This is a genomic window from Winogradskyella sp. ECml5-4, from assembly GCF_036903175.1.
GTDB classification, from domain to species: domain Bacteria; phylum Bacteroidota; class Bacteroidia; order Flavobacteriales; family Flavobacteriaceae; genus Winogradskyella; species Winogradskyella damuponensis.
In genome coordinates, this window is the sequence record NZ_JAYJLF010000011.1 from 126,995 (window position 1) to 145,601 (window position 18,607).

At 33.1% G+C, this 18,607-nt stretch carries 18 protein-coding genes; 15 read left to right on the forward strand and 3 right to left on the reverse strand.

From position 1 onward, the window contains the following. Positions 1–128 precede the first annotated feature (128 nt). The 9 genes from VDP25_RS13190 (at position 129) to VDP25_RS13230 (ending at position 7,985) form a co-directional block, all read left to right on the forward strand. Positions 129–1,283, forward strand: a complete 1,155-nt coding sequence (locus VDP25_RS13190; protein WP_334470522.1) for a 5-(carboxyamino)imidazole ribonucleotide synthase — start codon at positions 129–131, stop codon at positions 1,281–1,283. Between the two features lie 2 nt (positions 1,284–1,285). Then, complete coding sequence (gene purE, locus VDP25_RS13195) at positions 1,286–1,765, forward strand: 5-(carboxyamino)imidazole ribonucleotide mutase (RefSeq protein WP_215927608.1); 480 nt, start codon at positions 1,286–1,288, stop codon at positions 1,763–1,765. Between the two features lie 169 nt (positions 1,766–1,934). Further along, a complete protein-coding gene (locus VDP25_RS13200) occupies positions 1,935–3,965 on the forward strand; it encodes a M3 family metallopeptidase (RefSeq protein ID WP_334470525.1) in 2,031 nt (676 codons plus the stop codon). Positions 3,966–3,992: 27 nt separating this feature from the next. Further along, positions 3,993–4,775: a hypothetical protein gene (locus VDP25_RS13205; protein ID WP_334470527.1), complete on the forward strand. Its 783-nt coding sequence runs from the start codon at positions 3,993–3,995 to the stop codon at positions 4,773–4,775. A gap of 47 nt (positions 4,776–4,822) precedes the next feature. Beyond that, positions 4,823–5,326 (forward strand): GbsR/MarR family transcriptional regulator, encoded by a 504-nt coding sequence (locus VDP25_RS13210; RefSeq protein ID WP_334470529.1) that lies wholly within the window; start codon positions 4,823–4,825, stop codon positions 5,324–5,326. 390 nt (positions 5,327–5,716) lie between these two features. Continuing rightward, on the forward strand, positions 5,717–6,151 hold the full coding sequence (locus tag VDP25_RS13215; protein ID WP_334470531.1) for a hypothetical protein: 435 nt from the start codon (positions 5,717–5,719) through the stop codon (positions 6,149–6,151). Positions 6,152–6,160: 9 nt separating this feature from the next. Further along, entirely contained in the window at positions 6,161–7,039 is an 879-nt protein-coding gene (locus VDP25_RS13220) for a methyltransferase domain-containing protein (protein WP_334470533.1), read from the forward strand. 96 nt (positions 7,040–7,135) lie between these two features. Beyond that, a complete protein-coding gene (locus VDP25_RS13225) occupies positions 7,136–7,693 on the forward strand; it encodes a sigma-70 family RNA polymerase sigma factor (protein WP_334470535.1) in 558 nt (185 codons plus the stop codon). A 25-nt stretch (positions 7,694–7,718) separates the two neighbouring features. After that, positions 7,719–7,985, forward strand: a complete 267-nt coding sequence (locus VDP25_RS13230) for a hypothetical protein (protein WP_215927596.1) — start codon at positions 7,719–7,721, stop codon at positions 7,983–7,985. Here VDP25_RS13230 and VDP25_RS13235 read toward each other — a convergent pair. Continuing rightward, positions 7,959–8,795: a hypothetical protein gene (locus VDP25_RS13235; RefSeq protein ID WP_334470537.1), complete on the reverse strand. Its 837-nt coding sequence runs from the start codon at positions 8,793–8,795 to the stop codon at positions 7,959–7,961. The two genes, VDP25_RS13230 and VDP25_RS13235, sit on opposite strands and share 27 nt — an antisense overlap. 119 nt (positions 8,796–8,914) lie before the next feature. Here VDP25_RS13235 and gcvP point away from each other — a divergent pair, with 119 nt between their 5' ends. The 4 genes from gcvP to VDP25_RS13255 all read left to right on the forward strand — a co-directional run bounded on the left by gcvP (position 8,915) and on the right by VDP25_RS13255 (position 14,451). Then, positions 8,915–11,764, forward strand: a complete 2,850-nt coding sequence (gene gcvP, locus VDP25_RS13240) for an aminomethyl-transferring glycine dehydrogenase (protein WP_334470539.1) — start codon at positions 8,915–8,917, stop codon at positions 11,762–11,764. Between the two features lie 161 nt (positions 11,765–11,925). After that, a complete protein-coding gene (locus tag VDP25_RS13245; RefSeq protein WP_334470541.1) occupies positions 11,926–12,984 on the forward strand; it encodes a 3-oxoacyl-ACP synthase III family protein in 1,059 nt (352 codons plus the stop codon). A 20-nt stretch (positions 12,985–13,004) separates the two neighbouring features. After that, a complete protein-coding gene (locus VDP25_RS13250) occupies positions 13,005–13,541 on the forward strand; it encodes a methyltransferase (protein ID WP_334470543.1) in 537 nt (178 codons plus the stop codon). A gap of 58 nt (positions 13,542–13,599) precedes the next feature. Beyond that, positions 13,600–14,451 (forward strand): glycosyltransferase family 2 protein, encoded by an 852-nt coding sequence (locus tag VDP25_RS13255; protein WP_334470602.1) that lies wholly within the window; start codon positions 13,600–13,602, stop codon positions 14,449–14,451. A gap of 50 nt (positions 14,452–14,501) precedes the next feature. Here VDP25_RS13255 and VDP25_RS13260 read toward each other — a convergent pair whose 3' ends face one another. Both VDP25_RS13260 and pafA read right to left on the reverse strand, forming a co-directional pair. Beyond that, positions 14,502–15,308: a DNA/RNA non-specific endonuclease gene (locus tag VDP25_RS13260; protein ID WP_334470544.1), complete on the reverse strand. Its 807-nt coding sequence runs from the start codon at positions 15,306–15,308 to the stop codon at positions 14,502–14,504. A 9-nt stretch (positions 15,309–15,317) separates the two neighbouring features. Then, complete coding sequence (gene pafA, locus VDP25_RS13265) at positions 15,318–16,985, reverse strand: alkaline phosphatase PafA (RefSeq protein ID WP_334470546.1); 1,668 nt, start codon at positions 16,983–16,985, stop codon at positions 15,318–15,320. A 112-nt stretch (positions 16,986–17,097) separates the two neighbouring features. Between pafA and VDP25_RS13270 the strand changes: the two genes are divergently transcribed. Beyond that, a complete protein-coding gene (locus VDP25_RS13270; RefSeq protein WP_215927582.1) occupies positions 17,098–17,835 on the forward strand; it encodes an MlaE family ABC transporter permease in 738 nt (245 codons plus the stop codon). A 2-nt stretch (positions 17,836–17,837) separates the two neighbouring features. Next, a complete protein-coding gene (locus VDP25_RS13275; RefSeq protein ID WP_215927580.1) occupies positions 17,838–18,605 on the forward strand; it encodes an ABC transporter ATP-binding protein in 768 nt (255 codons plus the stop codon). The last annotated feature ends 2 nt before the right edge of the window (positions 18,606–18,607 follow it).

Genomic DNA, 18,607 nt, shown 5'->3' on the forward strand with positions numbered 1-18,607 from the left:
TACATATTTGATTGCTTTTTAAGGGATTTTTGATTTAGGAATTTAGAGGGATATATGATATTTAGCGTATTTTTGCTATAAATTAAGTTGAATCTTTTAAAATATTTCCACTTTCGTGGAAAGTGAACATGAACTATTTTTCTTCAAATTTTAAACTCGGAATTCTTGGTGGTGGCCAACTTGGCAAAATGATGTTATACGATACGCGTAAGTTTGATATTTACACTTGTGTCTTAGATTCTAGTCCTGATGCACCATCACGACTGGCCTGCGACGAATTCACCGTTGGCGATTTATTAGACTACGACACCGTAATTAACTTCGGAAAACAGGTTGATGTATTAACTTTTGAAATAGAAAATGTTAATGTAGATGCTTTAGAAACACTTGAAAAACAAGGTGTAAAAGTGTTTCCTTCGTCTAAAACATTACGAACCATTCAAAATAAAGCGACTCAGAAATTATTTTATCGCGATCATAATATTCCGACAGCAGATTTCTCAAGATTTGCATATACGTCTGAAATTGATGAAGCTGTAGATCATGGAGGCTTAAATTATCCTTTTGTATGGAAAAGCGCTCGATTTGGTTATGATGGTACAGGTGTAAAAGTGGTTAGAAATCTTTCTGACTTAACGGATTTACCAAATGTGGAATGTATTACAGAACAGTTAATTCCATTTAAAAATGAATTAGCTGTAATTGTGGCTAGAAACGCACAAGGAGATGTTAAAACGTATCCGGTTGTTGAAATGGAATTTCATCCTGAAGCCAATCAAGTGGAATATGTGATTTGTCCGGCTAGAATTCCTGATGCTATTGCAAAGAAGGCAGAATCTGTTGCATTAAAAGTAGCAGCAGAATTTAAACATGTGGGTTTATTGGCTGTGGAAATGTTTCAAACTGAAACTGATGACATTTTAGTAAACGAAGTTGCACCAAGACCACATAATTCTGGTCATTATAGTATTGAAGCTAGTTATACCTCACAATTTGAACAACAAATCAGATGCATTTTAGGTTTACCACTTGGCAATACCGAAAGTAAAGTCGCTGGAGTGATGGTGAACCTTGTTGGTGCCGAAAATCATACCGGAAATGTAGTGTATAAAAACATTGAAAAAATTCTTGCAATGGATGGAGTAACACCTCACATTTACGGAAAAAAACAAACCAGACCTTTCCGTAAAATGGGCCATGTAACTATTGTTAACAAAGAGATCTCTGTAGCTCGTAAAATAGCAGAACAAGTAAAACAAACAATCGAAGTAATTAGCGAATAAAAATGAGTAAAGTAGCCATAATAATGGGAAGTAAAAGCGACATGCCAGTAATGCAAGACGCTATAGATATATTAAACGGTTTTGATATTGAAATTGAAGTTGATATCGTTTCGGCACACAGAACCCCTGAAAAATTATTCGATTTTAGTAAAAATGCTCATAAAAGAGGCATCAAAGTAATTATAGCTGGCGCAGGTGGTGCAGCACATTTACCAGGAATGGTAGCCTCTATGTCTCCGTTACCAGTTATTGGTGTTCCTGTAAAAAGCAGTAATTCTATAGATGGTTGGGATTCTGTATTATCCATTTTACAAATGCCAGGCGGAGTACCTGTAGCTACTGTAGCTTTAAACGGAGCCAAAAATGCAGGAATTTTAGCTGCTCAGATTTTAGGCAGCGCTGACCAATGTGTTTTAGACAAAATAATGGTTTATAAAGAAGGACTAAAATCTAAAGTTATAGACTCCGCAAAAAATCTATAAAAAAAGCCTCAATTTACATCAAGGCTTTTTTTTGCTATTAATCAATTCTTAGTAGTAAAATACATCACTAAAAAGATTTTACAAAAGTACAAACAACTTATGTAATCACCCTCTTAATTTTTAGTTAAAAAACAGATTATCAATTATTTAGTAAGAAAAATAACATAAAATGACAATTCTTAATAATTCATTCAATACTCCTTATAAAACAGCCCCTTTTTCTAAAATAAAAACAGAAGATTATCTATCGGCTTTTAATATTGCCATAGAAAAAGCAAAAGCCGAAATTGATGCCATAACAGCAAACACCGAAGCACCAACTTTTAAAAACACCATCGAAGCCTTAGATTATTCTGGTGAAGAGTTAGATCGTCTATCTAGTATTTTCTTTAATTTGAATTCTGCTGAAACTAATGACGAGATTCAGAAAATTGCACAAGACGTCTCACCTTTGCTTTCAGATTTCAGCAATGATATCACGTTGAATGAAGCCTTATTTAAACGCGTAAAAGCAGTTTACGATGCTAAATCTAGTTTAGATTTAACTACAGAGCAAGACACACTTCTCGATAAAAAATATAAAGGATTTTCTCGTAATGGAGCTAATTTACCTGAAGATAAAAAAGAAAAACTTCGTGCCATTGACAAAGAATTAAGTCAATTAAAATTAAAATTCGGAGAACATATTTTAGCGGAAACAAATAAATTTGAAATGCACCTTACAGATGAGTCTGAGCTTTCAGGTTTACCAGAAGGAGCCAAAGAAGCCGCTAAACAATTAGCAGAAAGCAAAGACAAAGACGGTTGGTTAATCACCTTAGATTATCCAAGTTATATTCCGTTTATGACCTATGCAGACAACAGAGCTTTAAGAGAAAAATTATCTAAAGCCTTTGGAAGAAAAGGATTTCAAAACGATGAACTAGACAATCAAAACATTGTTCTTAAAATAGCACAATTGCGTTTTGAGCGTGCTCAACTTTTAGGCTATAAAACACATGCACACTTTGTGTTGGAGGAGCGTATGGCAGAAACGCCAGAAAAAGTAACGTCATTTTTAAACGAATTATTAGAAAAAGCGAAACCAGCGGCTAATGCAGAATTTGAAGAATTAGAAGCTTTCGCAAAAGAATTAGATAACATCGATCAATTACAAAAATGGGATTCTGGTTATTATGCTGAAAAGTTGAAACAAAAATTATTCGACTTGGATGATGAGCAATTAAAACCGTATTTCAAATTAGAAAATGTAATCAATGGTGCTTTTACAGTAGCTAATAAATTATTCGGTCTACAGTTTGAAGAAATTAATACCATTGATAAATATCACGAGGACGTTTTAACGTATAAAGTTACGGATAGCGAAGGAGAATTAGTTTCCATTTTCTATGCCGACTTTTTCCCAAGGGCCGGAAAACGAAATGGTGCTTGGATGACGTCTTTTAAACCACAGATGATAAAAGATGGTAAAAATGAAAGACCACATGTATCTATCGTATGTAACTTTACAAAACCAACAAAAAGTAAACCATCATTATTAACCTTTAATGAAGTCACAACATTGTTTCATGAATTTGGTCACGCCTTACACGGTATGTTAGCCAACACCACGTATCCAAGTATATCTGGAACTAGCGTATATTGGGATTTTGTTGAATTGCCAAGTCAGGTATTAGAAAATTGGTGCTACGAAAAAGAAGCTTTAGAGTTATTTGCAACACATTACGAAACAGGCGAAGTCATCCCAATGGAACTGGTTGAAAAAATAAAAGCTTCCGCAACATTTCACGAAGGTATGCAAACCTTACGTCAATTGAGTTTTGGATTATTAGATATGTCTTGGCATGGTATTGACCCTTCTAATATTACAAATGTAAAGTCTCATGAAGTTGACGCCTTTGGAGATACAAGTCTGTATCCTGATGTCGCAGAAAACTGTATGAGCACGTCGTTTTCGCATATTTTTCAAGGAGGCTATTCTTCGGGTTATTACAGTTACAAATGGGCTGAAGTTTTAGATGCAGATGCCTTTGAATATTTTAAAGAAGAAGGCATTTTTAATAAAACTGTGGCAGATAAGTTTAAAACCTTTGTATTATCTCAAGGAGGTACTGACAACCCAATGACTTTGTATAAAAAGTTTAGAGGACAAGAACCAAAACCTGAAGCCTTATTAAGACGTGCAGGCTTGTTGAAATAAAACGTAACGTTAGTGCGTTCACTGTTTATGAGCTTATTAAAACTTATTGGGCATATCGCAATCATTTTAATTTTAACAATAATCACGCAAATTGGAGGTATTATTTGGCTTCTGGCTATTATTATTTCAAACAAAATCAAAAAGGGAAAACGTATTGTTTTCCCTTTACTTTACCTGCTATTTAACCTTGTTATCATTCCGCCAATTGCTACTCATTTTGGAAGAGAAAAATTACCATGGTTTGATAAGCATTTAAAACCTCGAAATTGGTTTTACCCCTTAGCTTTTAGGAATTATGTGAACCAAGAATTAAAACGCGAACTAGAAGATTCTGCTCATGTTTTATTCAAATCCGGAATTACAATCACCTATTTAGATGCTAACTTTCCTTTTTTTAATGGCTTTCCCTTATTGCCGCATTTAAGTCATAATGATGGAAAAAAGATAGATTTATCTTTTATGTATTTAGATCACAATGGCATTTCAACCTCTAAAAAACCTTCAATTTCTGGTTATGGTGTTTATGCTAATACCGATAAAAATTACAGCTTTAAATCTTGTTTAGAAAAAGGTTATTGGCAATATGATTTTACAAAGTATCTCACACTTGGAACGATTCATAACCTAAAACTAGATAAACCTAAAACAGTGCTTATAATTAAAAAATTGCTTTCTGCGCCTTCAACCCAAAAGCTATTTATTGAGCCACACTTGAAACAATCACTCGGTTTAGGTCATGAATCTAAAATTCGATTTCACGGTTGTAAAGCGGTACGACACGATGACCATATCCATTATCAAATCAAATAAACTTTCAAAGATTATTGAAAGTTTAAAAATTATTATATATTTGTATTATGGAATATCAAGAAGCAAAAGAAAAATTTATTAGCACTTGGGGAAGTTTAGGCTCACTTTGGGGCATCAATAAAGCGATGGCTCAAATACAAGCCTTACTTTTTATTTCCACGCAGCCTTTGTCTATGGAAGACATTATGGAAGATCTTAAAATTTCACGTGGTAATACCAGTATGAATTTAAGACAATTGATGGATTGGGGCATTGTAACCAAAGTTTTAGTTTCAGGTGAACGTAAAGAATTTTTCACCACAGAAAAAGACGTACAAGAACTAGCAAAAATTGTAGCCAAAGAACGCAGCCGAAGAGAAATTAGACCTGTAATTAAAGTCCTAGAAGAGGTCTCTACAATTAAAGATGATGGCACTGAAAAAACAAAAGAGCTCATTAAACAAACAAAGGCATTAAACCAATTAACGCAAGATTTAGATACTTTAATGAATAAGATGGTGAATCAAAAACAAAATTGGTTAACAAAGTCGGTTTTAAAACTAATGAAGTAGCAGGTATATTTTTTTAAAACAAACTTTCAATTTTTTCTGAAAGTTTAAAAACAAAGAAAACATGAAACACTTTTATGATATCAACAAATTGTTAATCCTGATTACTCTGTTTCTTTACTTAACTTTTTGGGGAGGCATTATGGCACAAATTGTTTTAGGTCTTGTTCAAATTTTAATGAGTGTAACACTTATAGTTAATTTTAAAACGCTCTCTAAACCTGTCAAAAACCTATTTAAAAGTTATGTAATTACAACGGTATCCCTTATTGTACTCTTTCGGATTAAAGGCCATTTCGGAATTGGAGGATTCCAACTCATATTTCTATGGTTATTCGTTTCAATGGGTCTTGCCCTATTCCATTTCTATATCACTTATAAAATTAAATTATCATGAAAACACAAATTCCAAATTGGTTAATCATTCTAGGTGGCTGTGGACAAATATTCACCGCATTAATTTATCCTTATATAAGACACAAGGTTTTTGACTGGTATAATGATGTGAAACAGCTAAAACCTCTAAATCAAGAAATCGCAAAAACGTATGGCAGATATATTCAAGGTCTAAATTTTTCTTTTGGATTAATTGCTATCGTAATTCCCAACGATTTACAAAACGGATCAAACTTAGCTATTGCATTAACCGGACTTATTGCGGCATATTGGGTTGGAAAAGTCGCTACACAAATTGCATATTATCCCATGTACCAAATACCTCAGAAATTAATTTTCAAGATCGGTAGTTATTTCATGAATACCTTGTTCATACTATTTGCTGTGGTTTACACGTGGTTATTAATGATAAATCTTAGTTCAATCTTATAAATTTCCATCATGAAAACACAAGCACTACCTATTGACAGCTATTCTGAAAAAAACAAAATAGAAATGATAGATTTCTATAACGAAGCCTCAGAAGATTACGAATTTTGGAGTCAAGACTTTAACATGCATTTTGGTTATTATGCACCGTTTAAAACTAATCCTTTTAAACGCGACAGCATGCTTAATCAAATGAATGCTCAGGTTATAAAACGACTTCAAATTAACACTAAAAAACATAGACTCATCGATTTAGGTTGTGGTATGGGCGGCACGATGCGCTATGCCTTAAAACAACATCAAAATCTCATCACTTATGGAGTCACGCTTTCTGATTTTCAAGTGAAACATGGGAATGATTTATTACAAGGAAAAAATGGTATTATTCTAAAAGAAAATTACAACCACACCTCATTTCAATCTCATTCCTTTGATTCGGCTGTAGCCATAGAAAGCTTTTGCCATTCCGGTCACGGAGAAAATTCATTAAAAGAAGCCTATCGTATTTTAAAACCTGGCGGAAAATTAGTCATCGCAGATGCCTTCCTAAAAAAAGAGCGTTCAGAACTTTGCAAAGGAGCAGAATATGCCTACAACCGTTTATGCGATCATTGGAGTCTTGAAAAACTGGAAACTCACACTTTTATAAAGCAAAAGTTACAAGACTTAGGTTTCATAAATATTACAATTGAAGACACCTCTCATAGCGTTGCTCCTTCTGTACTACACGTACCATTTGCAATTACGGGCTTTATATTAAAAAAATTACTGAGTTTTAAATCTATAAAAAGAGAAAGTCTTCACAACTTAAAAGGATCATTCTACGCATTATTAACAGGATTACACCTCAAAAGTTTTGGATATTATATCATTAGCGCCACAAAAAAATAATGAGATATGCACGCTATGTAATTTTACTTTAATTTTTAGAACTAAATTATATTTAAAAATTTTAACCTATTTTTGAGTCAGCAATGAAAATGAAAAATGCCTAAGCATCAAATAAACCCAAACAATTGGGTAAAATCATATTCAGATTATTTATTTAATTACACAATTACTCGTGTTAATAGCAGAGAAATTGCTCAAGATTTAATATCTGAAACATTCTTAGCAGGCCTTAAATCCATGAAAAACTTTAAGGGTGAAGCGAGTGAACGCACGTGGCTAATCTCTATTTTAAAACGTAAAATCATTGACCATTACCGAAAAATAAATTCTAATAAAGGTAAAGCCGAAGTTAGAATGAGTTACAACAGTGATACAGATACTGAAGGTGACTGGTTAGAAGAGCGCGTGGCAGATGCCAGTGACAAAACTGCTGAAGACCATTTAGTGAATTCAGAATTAGGTGACGCCATCTACGATTGTTTAGGGAAATTACCTGAAAAACAAGCCGACGTTTTTAAGATGAAAACCATTTTAGGTTATGATACAGAAACCATTTGTAATGATTTAGATATTACTGCGTCTAACCTATGGGTTATTATACACAGAGCACGAACTGCATTAGCAGAATGCATGGAAGATAATTGGTATAAATAATATTCCGTTTACAAGGACATTAAAAATGAAAAAAAGTTTTTTATTTATTAGCTGTGATGAAGCAAAGCATATTTGTGACAAAGTACAATATGATGAAGCTTCTTCTTGGGAACAATTTAAACTAAGATTACGTCTTATGTATTGCCACATTACAAAGAAGTATTCTAATAAAAACAAGAAATTATCTGAAACCATAGAAAAATCAAAAGTTCAGTGTCTCAAAACTGAAGAACTAAAAAAGCTTCAATCACAATTTGATAAAGAATTAGCGAAGCAACAACAAGACCAATAGCCAAATAATAGGCAAACCTTCTACCCAAAACGCACTAAAATATTTTGATTGATTTTTGTTTGAAAGAAGCAATAATACTAGTGTAATAATCGTCGTTATTACAATGGCAATAATGGATACATCTAGTAATTCATCTTTAAAAAACTCTAACATCAAAAAAACAACTAAAAGGGCTACTCCTATAATTTTAGTGTTTTTAACCCCTATTTTTTGAGGTATTGTTGCTAACTTTAAACTATCGTAATTTAGATCTCTAATCTCAAACGGCAACATTAATACAAGCACATAACAAAACCGTTGCACACCTATAATTACGCTATCAGGACTCATCACAATATCATTATTTAACATGGGCAATAAAACCGTTGTAAGCATCCATATTAATGCAATAAGGTAAACTTTTAAACCACTGACTTGCCTTAAATTTTTATGGTCATCAAACAAATACTGTTTAGGAACCATTATCGGAATAGCATAAAAGAATGTAATAATTCCAAGAATAACAATAAGTACTAATGCATTAAACTCAAGCTTTAGCACAAAATAACACATAGCTAAAAAGGCTAGAAAAGAAAACACTTGTAACGCTTTTAGCCAGCTGGCCAAACTGCGATGATGAAACTTAACGATTCCAAAATATTTTACAAAATTATACCCCGTTATCGTTGCAAAAAAAACAAAACTTAAGAGAGATTTATCATAATCAACATTCATCTCTATTAGTGTTATCCATGCTAAGGCATAAGCGGCTAATGCAACATGAATACTACTATTCAAATAAAAGTTAAAGATGCGTTTTAAAACTCCCATTCAACAAAAGTAAGGAATGTGTTAATAACCTATCGTTTCGGTTAAAAACTTTAGTTTTCATTAACTAAAAAATTAGGCTAAATCCTTACTTTTGCAGAACTAAATAAATTATTTTTTTAATGGACACAACCTCATTTGCACTCAGACATATTGGCCCAAATTCAACCGAACAACAAGCCATGTTAGACACTATAGGTGTTAAAGATTTAGAACAATTAATTACTGAAACTATTCCAGATAATATCCGTTTAGAAAACGATTTAGATCTTGATGCTGCAATGAGCGAACAAGAGTATCTAACTCACATTTATAAACTATCACAACTCAACAAAGTCTACAAATCTTACATAGGTTTAGGCTATCATCCTACAAATTTACCTGCTGTAATTCAGCGAAACATATTAGAAAACCCAGGATGGTATACTGCTTACACACCTTATCAAGCAGAAATTGCTCAAGGTAGATTAGAAGCATTATTAAATTTCCAGACCATGATTATTGATTTAACAGGTATGGAAATTGCCAATGCATCACTTTTAGATGAAAGTACTGCAGCAGCAGAAGCTATGGGGCTTTTATTTGCCGTTAGAGATCGTGCTCAAAAGAAAGCCAATGTCAATAAATTCTTTGTTTCAGATTTAGTATTGCCACAAACTATTGCACTACTAGAAACTAGAGCAAACCCAATAGGAATTGAATTAGTAATTGGTAACGAAGCAGAATACAACCTTTCTGATGAATATTTTGGTGCCTTATTACAATATCCTGGAAAAAATGGTCAGATTACAGACATTAAATCCTTTATAGAACAAGCCAACGCTAAAAACATTAAAGTCGCTGTTGCAGCAGATATTTTAAGTCTAGTAAAACTTGAAGCTCCAGGTAAATTTGGGGCAGATGTAGTTGTTGGAACAACACAACGCTTTGGAATCCCAATGGGTTATGGAGGTCCTCATGCTGCTTTTTTTGCAACTAAAGAAGCTTACAAACGAGATGTTCCTGGTCGTATTATTGGTGTAACCAAAGACAAAAATGGCAATAGAGCTTTGCGTATGGCATTACAAACGCGTGAACAGCATATTAAACGCGACAAAGCAACATCTAACATCTGTACTGCTCAAGTACTTTTAGCTGTTATGGCAGGAATGTATGCTGTTTATCATGGTCCAAAAGGTTTAACTTTTATTGCAGATAAAGTTAAGAACTCTACCTCTACTCTAGCCAATGCTTTAGAAAAACTAGGATTAGAGCAAGTAAACTCTCACTACTTTGATACGCTTCAAATAAAAACAGATGCTGTAAAGGTTAAGTATGAAGCAGAAAAACGTGAAGTTAATTTCCATTATCCAGACACCAATACAGTAACAATTTCAATAAATGAAACTACAACTATTGAAGACTTAAATGAAATTATTTCAATTTTTGAAAATGCAACAAGCAACACTACAGATAAAATTGCATCTATTTCTCATATAAAAACCATTCCAGATCATTTAAAACGTCAGTCTGAGTTTTTAACGTTTGAAGTTTTTAATACCTACCATTCTGAAACAGAATTAATGCGTTATGTAAAACGTTTAGAGCGCAAAGATTTGGCTTTAAATCACTCAATGATTTCATTAGGGTCTTGTACCATGAAATTAAACGCAGCATCTGAAATGCTACCACTAAGTTGGCCAAATTGGGGAAATATACATCCATTTGTACCTGCAGACCAGCCTATAGGTTATAAATTAGTATTAAAAGAATTAGAAAACCAATTATCAGAAATCACTGGATTTGCAGCAACATCACTTCAACCAAATTCTGGTGCTCAAGGTGAATTCGCCGGTTTAATGGTTATTAAAGCTTACCATGAGTCTCGTGGAGATCACCATAGAAACATTTGTTTAATTCCATCATCTGCTCACGGGACAAACCCAGCAAGTGCTGTTATGGCAGGTATGAAAGTGGTTGTTACCAAAGCTTCAGAAAATGGTAATATCGATGTCGAAGATTTAAGAGAAAAAGCAGAATTACATAAAGATAATCTTTCTGCGATAATGGTTACTTACCCATCAACACATGGAGTTTACGAATCTGCAATAAAAGAAATCACACAGATTATTCACGATAACGGAGGCCAAGTTTATATGGATGGTGCTAACATGAATGCGCAAGTAGGCTTAACTAACCCTGGAAATATTGGTGCTGATGTTTGTCACTTAAATTTACACAAAACATTTGCCATCCCTCATGGAGGAGGTGGACCAGGTGTTGGACCAATATGTGTAGCAGAACAATTAGTTCCTTTTTTACCAGGAAACCCAATTGTAAAAACAGGAGGTCATCAAGCAATTTCGGCTATTTCTGGCGCTCCTTTTGGATCATCATTAGTTTGCCTTATTTCTTATGGCTATATTAAAATGTTAGGCTACAGAGGCTTGAAAAAATCGACCGAAATTGCGATACTAAATGCGAACTATATTAAAGAACGTTTAAAAGGATCGTACCCAACTTTATATTCAGGAGAAATGGGAAGAGCCGCTCACGAAATGATTATAGACTGTCGTGATTTTAAAGCCAATGGCATTGAAGTTACAGACATTGCAAAACGTTTAATGGATTATGGATTCCACGCACCAACAGTATCATTTCCGGTAGCAGGAACCATGATGATTGAACCTACAGAAAGTGAAAGTAAAGCGGAAATGGATCGTTTTTGTGATGCTATGATTTCTATTAGAAAAGAAATTGATTCATCATCTAAAGACGAATCCAATAACATATTAAAAAATGCACCTCATACTTTAGATATGCTAACCGCTGATGAATGGACACTACCATACAACAGAGAAGCGGCAGCATTTCCTCTAGATTTTGTGAGAGACAATAAATTTTGGCCAAGTGTAAGACGTGTCGATGATGCCTATGGAGATAGAAACCTTATTTGTAGTTGTGCACCAATTGAAGATTACATGGAAGCTTAAAAATAGTATTATAAAAAATTTACAAATTGAAAGCTTTTTTATGCATTTCAAATTATAAACAGCAATTATTACGAATTCATTAAAAATTAAAGCATTAAAACTTTAAATTATAGAAAATTCTATAATATTAAGTAGCTTCGTAGTATTGAAATTAAAGAACTATGGCAATTAGAATTACAGGAACGGGAAGTTATATACCAAGTATTGTTGAAAAAAATGAAGATTTTTATAATCATCAATTTTTAAATGCTGATGGAACTTCAATTGATAGCCCTAATGAAATTATTGTAGAAAAATTTGAAGCTATAACAGGTATTCAGGAAAGGCGCTATGTTAATGAAAAACAATTAAACAGTGATATTGCTTTTATTGCGGCAACAAAAGCTATTGAAGATGCTGGTATTGACAAAGAGAGCATAGACTATATTATTGTTGCTCACAATTATGGCGACATAAAATATAACACAGAACAGAGCGACACTGTACCTAGTATAGCATCGCGTGTTAAACATTTGCTGCAAATTAAAAATCCTAAATGCGTAGGTTACGATTTACTTTTTGGTTGTCCTGGTTGGATAGAAGGAGTCATTCAAGCCAACGCATTTATCACAGCAGGTATTGCTAAACGCTGTTTAGTAATTGGTAGTGAAACCTTATCTAGAGTTATTGATAAACACGATAGAGATTCAATGATTTATAGTGATGGCGCAGGAGCTGTTATTATTGAAAAAAATGATGAAAAAGGTGGAATTTTAGCACATGAAACAGCGACTTATGCTTTAGATGAAGCACATTTTATCTTTTTTGGAGAAACCAATAATCCTGAGATTACAGACCAACGTAGATACATTAAAATGTATGGTCGTAAAATCTATGAATTTGCGCTTTCTAATGTACCAATGGCATTAAAATCTTGTCTCGAAAAAAGTGGCAAGTCCATTACCGATGTTAAAAAAATATTGATTCATCAAGCTAATGAGAAAATGGACGAAGCCATTGTGAACCGGTTTTATAAACTATACCAAATGAAAACGCCTCAAGGCATAATGCCAATGTCTATAAATAGGCTTGGCAATTCTAGTGTAGCAACCGTACCTACGTTATTAGATATAATTTTAAAAGGTCAATTAGAAAATCAAGAAATTAATAAAGGTGATATTATAATGTTTGCAAGTGTTGGCGCTGGTATGAATATCAATGCTATTGTATATCAATATTGATTTTACTGATTCAACAATAGATGTACGAAAAAACATATCCAAATAAACGCTTTAAACTCACCCTTCAGTTTTTACAAAAACATGTTAATCTATCGGATTCGATCTTAGATTTAGGTGTTAAAAATCCGTTTTCAGAAATTATGATTTCTGAAGGTTACTCGGTTGAAAATACCACAGGTAAAGATTTAGATGAAGAACGTTCTGAAATTGAAGACTCGTCTGCAAAAGTAGTAACCGCCTTTGAGATTTTTGAACATTTCTTATCTCCTTATGAAGTTTTAAAATCTATTAAAGCTGACAGAATTCTTATCAGTGTACCATTAAAACTCTGGTTTGCTTCTGCTTATAGAAGTAAAACAGATATGAGAGATAGACATTACCATGAGTTTGAGGATTGGCAACTCGATTGGCTTTTAGAAAAAACAGGATGGATAATTAAAGACCGACAAAAATGGACTAATCCCGTAAAGAAATTTGGTATAAGACCTATTTTAAGGCATTTTACTCCACGGTATTACATTGTCTATGCAGAAAGAGGTATAAATTCCAAAGCATAAATCCCTAATTTCAATTGCGTTTTACTTAGCTTTGAAACTTAGTATTTTGAAATTTCTAATGGATATTTACATCATCATTCCTGCTCACAACGAAGAAGATTACATTGGTAAAACTTTAGAATCTTTGGCGCAACAAACACTATTGCCTAAAGCATTAGTTGTTGTAAATGATAATTCATCAGACGCTACTCAAAATATTGTTGAAACATATGCTTCAAAATACACTTGGCTATCTATTGTAAACTCCAAGTCTTCAGACCAACATTTACCTGGATCAAAAATAATTCATGCTTTTAATAAAGGTTTAGAAACTTTAGATAACAACTACAACATCATTTGTAAATTTGATGCCGATCTTATTTTTCCAAAAGATTATTTAGAAAAAATAGCAGGCCATTTTCAGTCTAATCCAAAATTAGGAATGGCTTCTGGGTTCTGTTATATTAAAAAAAATAATGCATGGGTTCTTGAAAATCTAACCAATAAAGATCATATTAGAGGAGCTCTTAAAGCCTATAGAAAAGAATGTTTTAATCAAATAGGGCAATTAAAAGCGTCTATGGGTTGGGATACCGTAGATGAACTCTTGGCTAAATATTATAATTGGGACATTTTAACTGACGAAACACTTCATATAAAGCATTTAAAACCCACCGGACAATCCTACAATAAAGCATCTAAATATTTACAAGGAGAAGCTATGTACAAAATGCGTTATCATTTTTGGATTACTTTGATTTCGGCCTTAAAACTCGCATATAAAAAAGGCAGTTTTCAACTGTTTACAGATTATATGTCTGGCTATTTTAGAGCTAAATCTAATCAAGTCGATTTTTTGGTTTCTAAAGCTGAAGGAAAATTTATTAGGGATTTACGTTGGAAAGGTATAAAGGATAAATTTCTAAAATAAAAACACTAACAGTACGCTATTATTTTTTTCTAATTAGAGCGAGAAATCACTTAGAAACTCCAACTTTTATAACTACTCGATGCTTCTAATGTATTTTCAATAGCATCATCTAACTGCGGAAAAAAATCAATTCCAGTTGCAGCTTCAACCTCATCTACAGAAACCACGAATTTATATAAAGGTAGATCCGAATCTTTGTGATCCATTAAAAAAGCTAACATCTTAATTCGCCCTTTAGTATTATCTAATATTACTTTATAAAATTGATTAGGCACTGAAACATTTTCATCTCCAATAGCCTTTAAATTGTCTTTTAAAACACCTCCTGTAATCACAAAAACTCCATCATTCTTTTTCGCCCAATACCTTACTTTCTGTTCTAACCTATTCCAAACACCTGCATTAAATTTATGTTCTTGTGGACTTATATTACTCGTTAAAAAAGTTTCGTCATGCGCTTCTTTAGTAAAACGCCTATCTCCAGCAGGACACAAATGCCCCTTATCGTAACCAGATTTTTTATAATTTCCCCAATGTGCAGCTCCTGTTTTTACTGCATTGTCGATTTCAAAATAAGGTCGCTTGTGGTTTGTAGAACTTAGATGTGATGCTTTTAACTCATAAGCCACCCATTCGGCTTGTTCATGAGGCTCGCTATACGATAAGGAATAATTTTGATGATGAATTATTTGGTTCGTTGTACTTGTTGGCAAGTAATACGCGTTGGTGCCTTCTTTTACCGTTTGCCCTTCATTTACGATTTTAGTTTTTTCTTCTGAGTTTAAAATATACTCATAACTATAAATGCCAATGACAATGATGATGGCTATTATAGTAAATATTGGTTTTCTTTTCAAAATAAGCGTTTAATCAATAACAAACCCTAAAGGTTTTCCCGTCGCTCCATTTGGAAAACTAATGCCTAAAAGTGCAGAAATTGTTGGCGCAATATCTGGAATTACAGTTTTATCAAATGTTTCACCATGCTTAACCCCTTTACCAAAAAATAATAAAGGCACATGAGTATCGTAATTTAAACCACTACCATGAGTAGAACCCGTTTTACTATATGAAATAAAGGCTGTGTCATTAACTAACAACACATCGCCTGAACGCTTTTGGTTATATCCATTTTGCAACAACATTTCTACTCCATTTGAAAAACTTGATGAACTCATCGTTGTTGCTGTATAAACTTTAGAAATATTCTTATACCCCAATTGCTCCATTGCAATCGCGTTTTGAACATCAATAAGGTTTAAATCTAAATCCTCTACTTTCTTTCTGTCTAAGAATATTTGTCCATTACTAATATTTTCAACAATATCTTTAGTGCCATAAGTCGCCTCTAAAAAAGTATTAAATTTTTCTTTTCTATCTTTATTATCTACGTAACCAGAAGGTATTCTTGCCGAAGTTAAATAAGAAGGTACGTCTACTGCTCCATGATCTGCAGTAAGAAAAACAGTGTATTCCCCTTTACCCACAGTAGCATCTAAATATATAAATAAGCGTTCTAAATCTTTATCTAAACGCAAGTAGGTGTCCTGGATTTCTTTAGAGTTTACACCAAAATTATGACCTACATAATCCGTCGCAGAAAAGCTTACTGCTAAAACATCTGTAATTTGATCTTGCCCTAAACCTTCTGCTTTAATTGCTGCTATAGCAAAATCTGTAGTTAAGCTATTGCCATAAGGTGTTGCTTTTAAAATATCGAAACCTCTATTGTCTTTACTTAATGCTTTTAAGTCGTAAGGAAATGTAGCCTTTTCTTTTCCTTTAAAGCCTCCTTCAAACGTATTTTCATCAACACCACTTTCAGTATACGTTGAAATATCATAAAGAGTATTCCATTCTTTTAAATAAGATTCTGCATGAGTTTCGGTATTAAAATCTTTTACCCATTTTGGCAAATCATTCATATAAAACGAACTTGAAATCCAACGCCCTTCATCTCTTCCATGAAACCAATATGCTGCATTTGCAACATGACCTGCTGGCAAAATAGCTCCTCTATCTTTTAAAGAAATCCCAATAGTTTTACCTTGCATTTGCGTAAACAACCTGTTCTCGTCAGCAAAACTTGTTGTCTGCATTCTGTGTGGTGACATTTTCCCTGCTTTATGCTCAGTTCCCACCGATTTCACATTGTCATCTCCTGCACAATACACCATTTCTTTAGTTTCCTTATCATACCAGTTATTACCTATGATTCCATGAATTTTTGGAGTAGTTCCCGTGTATACAGATGCATGTCCTGGACCTGTATAGGTTGGTATATAATTAAAATGATTGTTTTTACAATTGAATCCCTCATTTATCATGCGGTTAAAACCACCATCTCCAAATTTAGATTCAAAACGTGTTAAATAATCATAGCGCATTTGGTCTACCACAATTCCAACAACTAGTTTAGGTCTAGAGCTTGTTTCTGCTATAGAAGTAGTTTCTGTAGTTTCTATTGTAGTATTTTGAGAGCTACAAGAATTAAACAAAAACAAAATGGAAGCTATAGTGAAGATTTTTTTCATTTCTATATGTCTTTTATATCAATCTCAAAAATACAATTTTTATGTTATCTTAATTTTAATTTAGGGTAATTTCCTAATCATTTTTTATACTTTAGCACTAATTAAATTAAACATGATTTACCTACATAATATAGGCACTTATTTTATAATGATTAAGGATATTTTTCGTAGACCTACAAAATGGTCTGTGATGAAACCTTTAATTTTAAAAGATATAGATGATCTTATTATAGGCTCATTAGGAATTGTTGCTTTTATTTCATTTTTTGTAGGAGGAGTTGTTGCTATTCAAACTTCGTTAAACATGACGAGTCCTTTGATGCCAAAATATCTAGTAGGTTTTGCCACTAGACAATCTATAATACTAGAATTTGCTCCAACTTTTATTTCTATAATTATGGCGGGTAAAGTTGGTTCTTTTATCACATCAAGTATAGGAACAATGCGCGTTACTGAGCAAATTGACGCACTAGAGGTTATGGGAATAAATGCTATTAACTACCTTGTTTTTCCAAAATTTATTGCTCTAACACTTTATCCTTTTGTAATCTCTATCGCCATGTTTTTAGGGATTCTTGGAGGACTTGTAGCTTGTGTCTATGGTGGCTATGGTACTATGGAAGATTATATTGAAGGAGTAAAAATGGACTTTATTCCGTTTCACTTCATCTACGCTTTTGTAAAAACCTTTGTATTTGCATTTTTATTAGCAACTATACCTTCATATTACGGTTATTTTATGAAAGGAGGCGCTTTAGAAGTTGGTAAAGCGAGTACAACTTCTTTTGTATGGACTAGTGTTATGATTATATTAGTTAACTTTTTACTAACCAGTTTATTACTTGGCTAATTATGATAGAGGTTAAAGACTTACATAAATCGTTTGGAGATGCTCATATTTTAAAAGGCATAACAACCTCTTTTGAAAAAGGAAAGACCAACTTAATTATTGGACAAAGTGGCTCAGGTAAAACGGTATTTTTAAAATGCTTATTGGGCTTATTTGAATATGAAGAAGGCTCAATTTCTTATGACGGAAAGATTTTTAGCAAATTAAGTCCTAATGAAAAGCGAGCATTACGTGCCGAAATAGGTATGGTTTTTCAAGGCAGTGCTTTATTTGATTCTATGACTATTGCCGAAAATGTGATGTTTCCATTACGTATGTTTACAAAACAAAGTAAAAGTGAAATGGAAGATAGAGTTAATGTGGTTCTAAACCGTGTTAATCTGCCTGATGCTCATAAAAAAATGCCTAGTGAAGCTTCTGGCGGTATGCAAAAACGTGTCGCTATTGCTAGAGCAATTGTAAACAACCCTAAGTACTTATTTTGTGACGAACCCAATTCTGGTTTAGATCCAAAAACTGCTATTGTTATCGATAATTTAATTCAAGAAATTACAGACGAATTCAATATTATTACAGTCATCAACTCTCACGATATGAATTCTGTAATGGAAATTGGTGAAAAAATTGTATTCTTAAAAGATGGGTTAAAAGCATGGGAAGGTTCTAACAAAACCATATTTAAAACTGATAACGAAGTGGTAACTGACTTTGTTTACTCTTCTAATCTATTTAAGAAAGTACGAAAAATGTATCTCGAAGAAAGTGACTAATG

Bases quoted from the DNA above. Each gene is read 5' to 3' on its own strand.
- VDP25_RS13275 (WP_215927580.1), top strand. From the start codon at position 17,838: ATGATAGAGGTTAAAGACTTACATAAATCGTTTGGAGATGCTCATATT.
- VDP25_RS13225 (WP_334470535.1), top strand. From the start codon at position 7,136: ATGCCTAAGCATCAAATAAACCCAAACAATTGGGTAAAATCATATTCA.
- VDP25_RS13220 (WP_334470533.1), top strand. From the start codon at position 6,161: ATGAAAACACAAGCACTACCTATTGACAGCTATTCTGAAAAAAACAAA.
- purE (WP_215927608.1), top strand. From the start codon at position 1,286: ATGAGTAAAGTAGCCATAATAATGGGAAGTAAAAGCGACATGCCAGTA.
- VDP25_RS13270 (WP_215927582.1), top strand. From the start codon at position 17,098: ATGATTTACCTACATAATATAGGCACTTATTTTATAATGATTAAGGAT.
- gcvP (WP_334470539.1), top strand. From the start codon at position 8,915: ATGGACACAACCTCATTTGCACTCAGACATATTGGCCCAAATTCAACC.
- VDP25_RS13215 (WP_334470531.1), top strand. From the start codon at position 5,717: ATGAAAACACAAATTCCAAATTGGTTAATCATTCTAGGTGGCTGTGGA.
- pafA (WP_334470546.1), bottom strand. From the start codon at position 16,985: ATGAAAAAAATCTTCACTATAGCTTCCATTTTGTTTTTGTTTAATTCT.
- VDP25_RS13210 (WP_334470529.1), top strand. From the start codon at position 4,823: ATGGAATATCAAGAAGCAAAAGAAAAATTTATTAGCACTTGGGGAAGT.
- VDP25_RS13205 (WP_334470527.1), top strand. From the start codon at position 3,993: ATGAGCTTATTAAAACTTATTGGGCATATCGCAATCATTTTAATTTTA.
- VDP25_RS13235 (WP_334470537.1), bottom strand. From the start codon at position 8,795: ATGGGAGTTTTAAAACGCATCTTTAACTTTTATTTGAATAGTAGTATT.
- VDP25_RS13245 (WP_334470541.1), top strand. From the start codon at position 11,926: ATGGCAATTAGAATTACAGGAACGGGAAGTTATATACCAAGTATTGTT.
- VDP25_RS13230 (WP_215927596.1), top strand. From the start codon at position 7,719: ATGAAAAAAAGTTTTTTATTTATTAGCTGTGATGAAGCAAAGCATATT.
- VDP25_RS13250 (WP_334470543.1), top strand. From the start codon at position 13,005: ATGTACGAAAAAACATATCCAAATAAACGCTTTAAACTCACCCTTCAG.
- VDP25_RS13200 (WP_334470525.1), top strand. From the start codon at position 1,935: ATGACAATTCTTAATAATTCATTCAATACTCCTTATAAAACAGCCCCT.
- VDP25_RS13190 (WP_334470522.1), top strand. From the start codon at position 129: ATGAACTATTTTTCTTCAAATTTTAAACTCGGAATTCTTGGTGGTGGC.
- VDP25_RS13255 (WP_334470602.1), top strand. From the start codon at position 13,600: ATGGATATTTACATCATCATTCCTGCTCACAACGAAGAAGATTACATT.